This is a genomic window from Synechococcus sp. CB0205 (assembly GCF_000179255.1).
Taxonomy (GTDB): Bacteria; Cyanobacteriota; Cyanobacteriia; order PCC-6307; family Cyanobiaceae; genus Vulcanococcus.
On record NZ_ADXM01000058.1, the window covers coordinates 1 to 2,525 of the forward strand.

Below are 2,525 nucleotides of genomic sequence, written 5' to 3' on the forward strand. Positions count from 1 at the left end.
GGCAAAGTCAGCAATAGCGATCTTCAGATCTTCTCATCTTTCAACGCAGCAAATCCCAATGGTGATGTTCAGTTCATTTCATACGATCTAGCCACCGGCGGCTTTGCCTATCTTGCCGAAGACACATCAGCCTCCGGCAATAGCGATCGAGATTTCAACGACTTCAGCATTGAACTCACACCAGAATCTGATAGCCCAACGCGCATCCCCAATTCAAACCCTTGGATCAACGCAGACCAGACAAGCTTCCTGACCGAGTCCGACCTGAATCCGCAATACCTGGAATCTTACAAAGAAGCACTAATCGACCCAAGCACGATTCCAGAAAATGAGGAGTACCAATTAGAAGTCGCACTAGTCCTGAACAGGCGCGAGGTGGATCACACCGCAGTCGAGCAAAGTGGGCAATACAGCTTTGACAACTTCTACGATGCCAATGAACTGCTTTACCTCTCCTACAAAGATCTGCACGAATACACAGAACACTTATCTCCAAACGACCTCACAGAGCTCTACGGAGCCGATCCTGCAGATCTTGATGCTGTTGTCGACTTCTTGAATCGCAGTGGCGCCAGAGATATTGACGCCACCTTAGCTAGGGAGCAGCGCACCCTTAAATTCAAGATCGGGATTCAAGACTTTGTGCGCAGCTTTACAGATGGAAGCCTTCTGGTCAACTTTGAGGATGAAAACTTTAGCTACGTCAGCAAAACTGGTGACGTAGGAAGGTCGTACCTAGAAGCACAGGGAGAGGGGGCCGCACCCTTTGCCAATTCCATCCTTGGAATTGAGATTTTAAGCGCAGGTCGTACATTCCAAGCAATTTACGACCCGGATCAAACCAGCAACGTCAGGCATCAAATCAGCAACGCCCTGCTCAGACCCCTTGACGTGGCCTCGGCCTACCAATTCCCGGGAATAGAGAATCCCTCTGCAGGCTCCGGCGCCCGCATCGGCCTTGTGAGCTCGGGCGGCACACAAGCAATGCTTAATTGGCAAGACAGTGATCATTTCCAGCAATATCTCCAGATGCAAGGTCGCAATCCCCTTGCTGTTCCCCGCTTTGAATCACTAGCAACAGGTCTATCCGACGAGAACCAGAACGATATCGTCGAGCAAATGCTCGATATCAGCATCTTAGCCTCGGTCAGCCCAGGAGCATCAATCATTGAGTCCGGATACGACAGCAGCCTATACCGAAGATACGCATCGCTGATCTACCTAGAGAATCCAGTTGATGTGATTTCATCATCGGATCAAGATGATACAAATACCCACGAGAAGTCTCGCGCCATGGATCAACTGTATCTTGATGCTGTTTTACGAGGCACTTCAATCGTTATTGCGTCAGGAGACCGTGGCATCGCGAACATAGATGACCCTTCCGTATTCCTCCCCGGGCGCGGCCAGACAAACCCCACAACAGACACTGGCAGCGCTGCAGTGCTAAGCGTTGGCGGAACGGCATTTAACCGTTATGCCCTCATCGAGGAAGAAAATAATCGAACCCCAATCTCAGCCATCAATCAACTCACATGGAATGACTTTAATCCTCAGACAACCTTGACTATAGCCAGGGACGTGAACGTGAAATCTGGCATCGATGCCTTCAGCATGGGAGAATTCAGCAGAGCGTCACAGTTCTTCGAGCTTCAGGCTGGACTGACCCAGGGAATAGCTTCGAGCGGTAGCTGGCAGCCATCAAGCCAGTTCATCCCAGCTGGCTACCAGCGTGATCACTTGACAGGCCTTTGGAGCGACGTCTGGAGAGCATATCCAGACATTTCAATGTTGTCAGGCGGAAACCGTGCGAATGGGACTAACATTACATATGAGTCAGCATTATTCAGCAATGGAGAATATACAACAACCCAAGTATCTGGCACTTCAGCAGCGGCGCCCTTAGTAGCTGGCTTAATCGCCAATATCACCGCAGAACTACGCAGCAGATACGGAGAGGAAGCATCGGTGGGGTTTTTGAATCCCCTGCTGTATGAGCTTTACGCTTCCGGCTTTGGCGATCAAGTGTTTTTCGACGTACCAGCTGGCGCAAACAATTCCAATGTGTTCACCTCACCAGCAACGCCCGCAGAGTGGGATGGAATTTACGTTGGCTACGATGACAGCACAGAACCAGGCAATATCATCTTCTACCCGCTTAACGGAACGCTTCCGAATGGCGAACTTGATCGTAGCCTATCAGCCACAGCCCCTGGCTTTGACGCCGCCACAGGCCTTGGCAGCCTCAATGGAATGGGGATGCTCAATCAACTGATAACCCTCTACCCGCTCCTGTAGACAATTTTGCAATTCCAGCGAAAGAACCTCGCTTTACTTGCAAAAGGCTTGTATTGCAAAACGGATCCCCTGCAACTTGCTCTATTCAGCTAAGTAGGAGAACTTTCGCAGCCATTGCCCCTGCAAATCCTTAATCCCCCGACCACTCGCCACGCCGCCGCTGCTGCTTCACAGCACTGCGCTGCTTCTTGGCCGCCAAGCACCGTTGCACCGAACCGCGCGTGGGA

1 protein-coding gene is annotated in these 2,525 nt (G+C 51.1%); it reads left to right on the top strand.

Annotated elements, in window-relative coordinates:
- Nucleotides 1-2,298: S8 family serine peptidase (locus CB0205_RS14800; RefSeq protein ID WP_010317593.1), on the top strand; the 2,298-nt coding region annotated here is incomplete at its 5' end.
- Between the last annotated feature and the right edge of the window lie 227 nt (nucleotides 2,299-2,525).